Below are 8,166 nucleotides of genomic sequence, written 5' to 3' on the forward strand. Positions count from 1 at the left end.
TCAGATCCGCGAAAAAGCCGGCGCGTACTCGAACGCGCCGGCCTGGGTGGACTTGTACCCCGTCAGCGTCCGGGCCTGGAAGTGCTTGCCCCAGGCCGGATCCGGCGCGGTGATCGAGAGCGTCGACGCGGTGACGAAGCCGAACCGCGCGTAGTAGGCCGGGTTGCCGAGCAGGACGACCAGACCGTGACCGAGTGCGTCCGCCGCGCCGAGGACCGTGTGCACCAGCGCCGACCCGACCCCGCGGGCCTGGTGCCCGGGCAGCACGCCGAGCGGGCCGAGGCCGACCGCGGCCGCCGTGTCGTCGCCGATCCGGGCGCGGCTGCAGCACACGTGCCCGACGACCTCGCCGTCGTGGAGCGCGACCAGGGACAGCGCGTCGATCACGTCGCCCTCGGCTCTCAGTTCGTCGACGAGCGGCGCCTCGATCGGCGTCACGCCCGCCTCGCGCCGGAACGCTTCGCTGTGGACGCGGTGGATGGCGGCCTGGTCGGCCGGGGTCTCGCGGCGGATCAGCATGGCCGTCACCTTGCCGTGAACCGGGGCCGAGCGGAAATCGTTTTCGCGGGCCGACTTTGGTAGGGGACCGTTCGAGTGGTCTTGAACTGCCCAAACCGGACGATCTACCGATCTGGGGTGAGCGCGACCTACAGTTTCGTCCACGTTCCACGTGAACGCGCTTCACGTCTCACCCCTGGCGACCCGGCGGCCGTGCACCGCCCGGTCGACCCTGCCCAGAAAGGGACGAACCATGCGCCTGGTGACCAAGATCGGGGTCGTCGCCGCCGTTTCGGCGTTGACCGCGTTGAGCGGCAACGCCGTCGCGACGGCGAGCGAAGGAACGATCGTCGGGGCCGGCGGCGCCGACGCCGTCAAGGACAGCTACATCGTCGTGTTCAAGGACGGCACGGCGGCGGAGAGCAAGGCCAAGGAAGTCACGAGCCGCCACGGCGGCACCATCGCGAGGACGTTCTCCACGGCCCTGCGCGGCTTCACCGGCACGATGTCCGAGACCCAGGCGAAGCGCATCGCCGCCGACCCGGCGGTGTCCACTGTGGAGCAGAACAAGGTCGTGCGGGCGAGCACCGACCAGCTGAACCCGCCGTCGTGGGGCCTGGACCGGGTCGACCAGCGGAACCTGCCGCTCGACCAGAAGTACAGCTACGGCACGACGGCGTCGAACGTGCACGCGTACGTGATCGACACCGGCATCAACCTCACGCACAGCACCTTCGGCGGCCGCGCGACGTCGGGCTACGACTTCGTCGACAACGACAGCGACGCCACCGACTGCCAGGGCCACGGCACGCACGTCGCCGGCACCATCGGCGGCTCGCAGTACGGCCTGGCCAAGGAGGTCAAGCTGGTCGCCGTGCGCGTGCTCAACTGCAGCGGCTCCGGCACGACCGCCGGCGTCATCTCCGGCGTCGACTGGGTGACGGCGAACGCGGTCAAGCCCGCCGTCGCGAACATGAGCCTCGGCGGCGGCGCCTCGAGCACGCTCGACGCCGCGGTGCAGCGCTCGATCTCCGCGGGCATCACCTACGGCCTCGCGGCGGGCAACGACAACGGCGCCAACGCGTGCAACGGCTCCCCGGGCCGCGTCGCGGCGGGCATCACCGTCGGCGCGACGACGTCCACCGACGCCCGCGCCAGCTACTCCAACATCGGCTCCTGCCTCGACATCTTCGCGCCGGGCAGCGGCATCACGTCGTCGTGGATCGGCAGCTCCACCGCCACCAACACGATCAGCGGCACGTCGATGGCGACCCCGCACGTCGTCGGCGCGGCGGCGCTTTACCTGGCCACCAACACCGGCGCGACGCCGCAGCAGGTCCGCGACGCCCTCGTCGCGAACGGCACCACCGGCAAGGTGACGAGCCCGGGTACCGGTTCGCCGAACGTCCTGCTCTACACCGGCACCGGCACGACCCCGCCGCCGCCGACCTGCGGCACCGTCACCAACGGCACCGACGTCGCCATCCCCGACCGCGGCGCCGCGGTGACCAGCTCGGTGAGCGTCTCGGGCTGCAACCGCAACGCGTCGGCGACGACGGCCGTGGAGGTCCACATCGTCCACACCTACGTCGGCGACCTGGTGATCGACCTGGTCGCGCCGGACGGTTCGGCGTACCGGCTGAAGAACTCCAGCAGCGACTCCTCCGACAACATCAACACGACCTACAGCGCGAACGTCTCCGGTGAAGCCGCGAACGGCACCTGGTCCCTGCGGGTCCAGGACGTCGCCTCGCTCGACACCGGGCGCATCGACAGCTGGTCGCTGACCGTCTGAGTGGTTTGCCCGGCTGAGTGATTTGCCCGTAATGGCCCGCCCCGGTCGCACGAATGGCCTAGTGTCCGGTTCGTGCAGCAAGGACCCCAGTACCCGTACCCGCAGCAGCCCTACCCCCAGCAGCAGTACCCCGGCTACCCGCCGCCGAAGTCCGGCGGGAAGACGGCGCTGGTGGTCGTGCTGGTCGCGGTCGGCGTGCTCGTCCTGGCCGGGGCGGGCGTCGGCGCGTTCTTCCTCCTGACGGCCGACGACAAGCCCTCGACCGCGGCACCGCCCACGACGTCGGCGACCGGCGAGCCGGACAAGTACACGTCGCTGCCGCGCTGCAGCGAGGTCGGCAGCCGGATGAACAACCTGCCGCCGCTGTCGAGCGACGCCCCGGCCGAGCCGGCGAGCACCTCGGACGACCAGATCCAGCTGTCCCAGCTGAGCTGCTCGTGGTCGAAGGCGGGTTCGTCGTCCGGCACGGTGTCGATGATGCTGGCGAAGTCGAACCAGCCGGGCTCGGGCACCGGCCCCGGGTACGCGAAGGCCGGCTACGACATCGAAGTCGAACGCGGCGCGAAGCCGATCACCGAGAAGATCGGGAAGGCGACGAAGGCGGCCGACGTCGACTACGACAGCGGCGGCACCATGCAGTGCGGCGTGCGGTTCTACCAGGGCAACGTCGACGTGACGGTGATCGTGACGGCCGCGGACACGTCGGACAAGAACATCGAGCGCTGCCGCCGCAACGCCCACAGCCTGGCGAAAGCGGCGTCAGGATCGCTCAGCTGAACGACGAAGGCCCCCGCACCGGAAGCGCGGGGGCCTTCGTCGTTCAAGCGATCAGTCGAACGCCTTCGAGATCAGCGCCTTCTGCTCGACCTCGTGCACCTTCGACGAGCCGGCCGACGGGGCCGCCATCGGGCGGCGCGAGACGACCTGCAGGCCCGAGAGCAGCTCCGGGAACTTCCGGGGCAGGTTCAGGCCGAAGAACGGCCACGCGCCCTGGTTTTCCGGCTCTTCCTGGACCCACGCGACCTGCTGCGCGTTCGAGTACCGCTCCAGCGCCGCGACCAGCTTCTTCTTCGGCAGCGGGTAGTACTGCTCGATCCGCACGATCGCGACGTCGTGCGCCTCGCGCTTCGCCCGCTCCGCGACCAGCTCCCAGTACAGCTTCCCGGAGGTCAGCAGCACCTTGCGGATCTTCGCCGGGTCCGGCGTCGTGTCGTCGATGACCGACATGAACCGGCTCTCGCCGGTGAAGTCCTCGACCTGCGACGTCGCGGCCTTGTTGCGCAGCATCGACTTCGGCGTGAAGACGACCAGCGGACGCTGGATGCCGTCGAGGGCGTGCCGGCGCAGCAGGTGGAAGTAGTTCGCCGGGGTCGACGGCACCGCCACCGTCATCGAGCCCTCCGCACACAGCGAGAGGAACCGCTCGATGCGGCCGGACGTGTGGTCCGGACCCTGGCCCTCGTGGCCGTGCGGCAGCAGCAGCACGACGTCCGAGCGCTGGCCCCACTTCGCTTCGCCCGAGGAGATGTACTCGTCGATGACGGTCTGCGCGCCGTTGACGAAGTCACCGAACTGCGCTTCCCACATGACGAGCGACTCGGGGTTGGCGACCGAGTAGCCGTACTCGAAGCCGACGGCCGCGTACTCCGACAGCGCCGAGTCGTAGATCATCACGCGGCCCTGGCCCTCGGCCAGGTTCTGCAGCGGCGCGTACTCCTGGCCGGTCTTGCGGTCGATGAAGACCGAGTGCCGCTGGGTGAACGTGCCGCGGCGGGAGTCCTGGCCGGACAGCCGCACCAGGCGGCTCTCCATCGCCAGCGACCCGAACGCGAGCAGCTCGCCGAACGCCCAGTCGATGTCGCCCTCGCGGGACATCTTGTGGCGGCGCTCCATGACCGGCTTGACGCGCGGGTGCGGCGTGAAGCCCTCCGGCACGTTCACGAACGCGTCGCCGATGTGCTCCAGCGTCTCGGTGGTGATCGCCGTCGCGACCTTGGCCGGCACCTGCTGCTCCTCCTCGACCGAGGGGCTCGCCTTCGCCGGGTGCTTCTCCAGCTCCCGGACCTCGTTGAAGACGTGCTCCAGCTGGCTCGAGAAGTCGCGCAGCGCGGCCTCGGCCTCCTCGACGGAGATGTCACCCCGGCCGATCAGCGACTCGGTGTAGGTCTTCCGCACCGAGCGCTTGGTGTCGATGATGTCGTACATCGCCGGCTGCGTCATCGAGGGGTCGTCGCCCTCGTTGTGGCCGCGGCGGCGGTAGCAGATCAGGTCGATGACGACGTCCTTGTGGAACGCCTGCCGGTACTCGACGGCCAGCTTGGCCACCCAGTGCGCGGCCTCGGGGTCGTCGCCGTTCACGTGGAAGATCGGCGAGCCGATCATCTTCGCGACGTCGGTGGCGTACTGCGACGAGCGCGAGTGCTCCGGCGCGGTGGTGAAGCCGACCTGGTTGTTGACGATGACGTGCACGGTGCCGCCGGTGCGGTACCCGCGCAGCAGCGACAGGTTCAGCGTCTCGGCGACGACGCCCTGGCCCGCGAAGGCCGCGTCGCCGTGCATCAGGACCGGCAGCACGGTGTAGCCCTCGCCGCCCTTGTCCAGGAGGTCCTGCTTCGCGCGGACGATGCCCTCGAGGACCGGGTCCACGGTCTCCAGGTGCGACGGGTTCGCCGTCAGGGAGACCTTCGTCTCGCCGTCGCCGAACATGCGGAAGTACTTGCCCTCGGCGCCGAGGTGGTACTTCACGTCACCGGAACCGTGCGCCTGGCCCGGGTCGAGGTTGCCCTCGAACTCCTGGAAGATCTGGCTGATCGGCTTGCCGACGATGTTGGCCAGCACGTTCAGGCGGCCGCGGTGCGGCATGCCGATGACGACCTCGTCGAGCTCGTGCTCGGCGGCCTTGTCCAGCAGCGTGTCGAGCAGCGGGATCGCCGTCTCGCCGCCCTCCAGCGAGAAGCGCTTCTGGCCGACGTACTTGGTCTGCAGGAACGTCTCGAACGCCTCGGCGGCGTTCAGCTTCGAGAGCACGTACTTCTGGACCGCGGGGTCCGGCTTCTCGTGCGGGATCTCGACGCGCTCCTGGATCCAGCGGCGCTCCTCGGGGTCGAGGATGTGCGTGTACTCGATACCGACCGTGCGGCAGTACGAGTTGCGCAGCACGCCGAGGATGTCGCGCAGCTTCATCCGCTCCTGGCCGGCGAAGCCGCCGACCGGGAACTCGCGGTCGAGGTCCCAGAGCGTCAGGCCGTGGGACAGGACGTCCAGGTCGGCGTGGCTGCGCTGGCGGTAGTTCAGCGGGTCGGTGTCGGCCATCAGGTGGCCGCGCATCCGGAACGCGTCGATCAGCTCGATCACGCGGGCGGTCTTGTCGACCGGGCCCTCGGGGATGTCGGCGACCCAGCGGATTGGCTCGTACGGCAGGCGCAGGCTGGTGAAGACGTCGTCGTAGAAGCCGTCTTCGCCGAGCAGCAGCTGGTGGATGCGCTTGAGGAACTCGCCGGACTCCGCGCCCTGGATGATGCGGTGGTCGTAGGTCGAGGTCAGCGTCATGATCTTGCTGATGCCGAGGTCGACCAGCGTCTTCTCGCTGGTGCCCTCGAACGCCGCCGGGTACTGCATGGCGCCGACGCCGATGATGGCGCCCTGGCCGGCCTGCAGGCGCGGCACCGAGTGGTTGGTGCCGATGCCGCCCGGGTTCGTCAGCGAGATCGTGGTGCCCGCGAAGTCGTCCGCGGTGAGCTTGTTGTTGCGGGCCTTCTTGACGATGTCCTCGTAGGCCTGCCAGAACTGCAGGAACGTCATGTCCTCGACGCTCTTGACCGAGGCGACGACGAGGTTGCGGGACCCGTCCTTGCCCTTCATGTCGATGGCGAGCCCGAAGTTGACGTGCTCCGGCGTGATCGCGAACGGCTTGCCGTCGATCTGCTGGTAGTGCCGGTTGAGGTTCGGGAAGTCCTTCAGCGCGCGCACCATGGCGTAGCCGATGAGGTGCGTGAAGGAGATCTTGCCGCCGCGCGTGCGCTTGAGGTGGTTGTTGATGACGATGCGGTTGTCCGCCATCAGCTTGGCCGGGACCGCGCGCACGCTGGTCGCGGTCGGGACGCTCAGCGAAGCGTCCATGTTCTTCGCGATGGCGGCCGCGGCACCGCGCAGCTGCTTCGACTCCGGCTCTTCCTTCTTCGCGTCGGCCTTCGGCTCGGCCTTGGCCGCGGCGGGCTTCGCGGGGGCGGCCTTCGGGGCCGGCTTCGCGGGAGCCTTCGCGGGCGCGGCCTGCTTGGCCGCCGACTCCGCGTTCTGCACGGCCTTGGCCGAGGGCTGCGCCGCCTGGCCGTTGGTGGCAGGCTTGGCTTCCGCCTGCTGCCGGGCGTTGTCCGCCTTGGCCTGCGCGTTCTGCGTCGGCTTGAAGTCCGCGAAGAAGTCGTGCCATGCGGCATCGACTGAGGAAGGGTCGGCGAGGAACTGGTCGTACATCTCTTCGACCAGCCACTCGTTGGGGCCGAACTGTGACGCAGGGCTGCTGCTGGACACGGCTGGGGCTCGCCTCTATCCGTCTCGATCTCGATCTTGAATCCGCTGATGCGCCTACCAGGCTAACCCCCTCGGTGACCGCGATGTGATGGAACCGGCCTGTGTGAGGCGTGGCGCACTAGGGGATCGGTCACTGACTCGATCAAGATGTGCTAAGGGAACCTTAAGCGCTGGACCCGGTACAGGGTTCGCGGCGTCTTTTTTCCGGGTTCGCCCGGCTGCCGCCGGACGTTCACCGCGGCGGGCTCCACTGGAGTGATGTGGCTGGTCGAATGTCCTTCGTTCTGGGACCAGGGCCTGGTGCGGCCGCTGGTCACCGAGTCCGGGACGGTCGTGCTCCGGTGCGATTCGTGCCAGGCGGTCTGGCCGACGCTCGCCGACTTCGAGGAGATGGAGTGGGTCGAGCCCGACGAGCCGGACTGGCTGGTCGGGGCCGGCGTCCACGTCCGCCCGGGCACCGTGCGGTGGGCTTCCCGGCCGGACGTCGAGGCGGCCGGGCTGGGCTCGCTGAAGTGGCGGGCGCTGCCTTAGCCGGTGGCGTCGACGGCGGCGGCCAGCTCGGGTGACAGCTCGTACGGCGGCTCGTGGGGGACGAGCTTCACCGCTTTGTGCAGCTGGTCGGTGGCCAGGAGGCCGGAGATGTCGCGCATCACCGGGGTGACGTCGGTGATGGCGGTGATCCACTCGTCGACGTAGTGGTCGACCGCCTCGCCGCTCAGGCCGATCTGGATGGCCCGGAAGTTCTGCGCGTTGTGGTGGAGGTCTCGCTCCGGATCCCACTGGATGCGCACCGGGCTCGTCTTGAGCTCTCGCTGCCAGGCGTCCTTGGCCTGGTCACGGCGTGGGTGGCTCAGCGCGGCGTGCGCGAGGGCCCACTCGAAGCCTTCGCGGGTGATGTCGATCGCCAGGATGCGCTCCTGCCCCGGCTTCCTGCCGTAGCCGCAGCGGTACGCCATCCACCGGAACGAGGGTTTGATCCACGTCATCCGGTCGCGCTTGAACGGCTCGACGAACGTCTGCTTCTCGAGCGCGGCTTCGGCGATCGACGGTGAGTACGCCTGGTAGACCCGGAGCGTGGTCCCGGTCTGGGCCGCTCGGATCTGCCGGTCGGGCACCCGCTGCTCTTCGAACATGTCCGCCATGCTCCCAGCGCCCCGGCCGGCCGGCCACGGACTTTCGGTGTTCAGCGCGCCGGCGACGGCCTCGCGCTCGCCGGGCTGAGTTCATGGCGGGGCCGCGCGGTGGATGGGAGCCGCGGCGAAGTCGGCGGCCGGGCCGGAAGGGGGACCGAGCATGGCGGAAGCCACTGGGGCGACGACCGCCGGGCGCAGGGAGCCGCCGGGCGG

General features: G+C 69.5%; 6 protein-coding genes. 3 read left to right on the forward strand and 3 right to left on the reverse strand.

Annotated features, from left to right (window positions below; translation table 11 throughout):
- Positions 1–519, reverse strand: a complete 519-nt coding sequence (locus tag G3I65_RS04480; RefSeq protein ID WP_160694962.1) for a GNAT family N-acetyltransferase — start codon at positions 517–519, stop codon at positions 1–3.
- Between the two features lie 232 nt (positions 520–751).
- Between G3I65_RS04480 and G3I65_RS04485 the strand changes: the two genes are divergently transcribed.
- Together G3I65_RS04485 and G3I65_RS04490 are read left to right on the forward strand one after the other, a co-directional pair.
- A complete protein-coding gene (locus G3I65_RS04485; protein ID WP_160694963.1) occupies positions 752–2,293 on the forward strand; it encodes a S8 family peptidase in 1,542 nt (513 codons plus the stop codon).
- A 72-nt stretch (positions 2,294–2,365) separates the two neighbouring features.
- Complete coding sequence (locus G3I65_RS04490) at positions 2,366–3,070, forward strand: hypothetical protein (RefSeq protein WP_160694964.1); 705 nt, start codon at positions 2,366–2,368, stop codon at positions 3,068–3,070.
- A gap of 51 nt (positions 3,071–3,121) precedes the next feature.
- Here G3I65_RS04490 and G3I65_RS04495 read toward each other — a convergent pair whose 3' ends face one another.
- Positions 3,122–6,820: a multifunctional oxoglutarate decarboxylase/oxoglutarate dehydrogenase thiamine pyrophosphate-binding subunit/dihydrolipoyllysine-residue succinyltransferase subunit gene (locus G3I65_RS04495; protein WP_160694965.1), complete on the reverse strand. Its 3,699-nt coding sequence runs from the start codon at positions 6,818–6,820 to the stop codon at positions 3,122–3,124.
- A gap of 258 nt (positions 6,821–7,078) precedes the next feature.
- Here G3I65_RS04495 and G3I65_RS04500 point away from each other — a divergent pair, with 258 nt between their 5' ends.
- Positions 7,079–7,351, forward strand: coding sequence for a hypothetical protein (locus G3I65_RS04500; RefSeq protein WP_086856909.1), 273 nt, complete (start codon positions 7,079–7,081; stop codon positions 7,349–7,351).
- On the opposite strand, the gene G3I65_RS04505 is transcribed toward G3I65_RS04500, so the two are convergent.
- Positions 7,348–7,953, reverse strand: coding sequence for a DUF4291 domain-containing protein (locus G3I65_RS04505; protein ID WP_160694966.1), 606 nt, complete (start codon positions 7,951–7,953; stop codon positions 7,348–7,350). The genes G3I65_RS04500 and G3I65_RS04505 overlap by 4 nt on opposite strands.
- Positions 7,954–8,166: the final 213 nt, after the last annotated feature.

Source organism: Amycolatopsis sp. SID8362, from assembly GCF_010550475.1.
Lineage (GTDB): Bacteria > Actinomycetota > Actinomycetes > Mycobacteriales > Pseudonocardiaceae > Amycolatopsis > Amycolatopsis eburnea.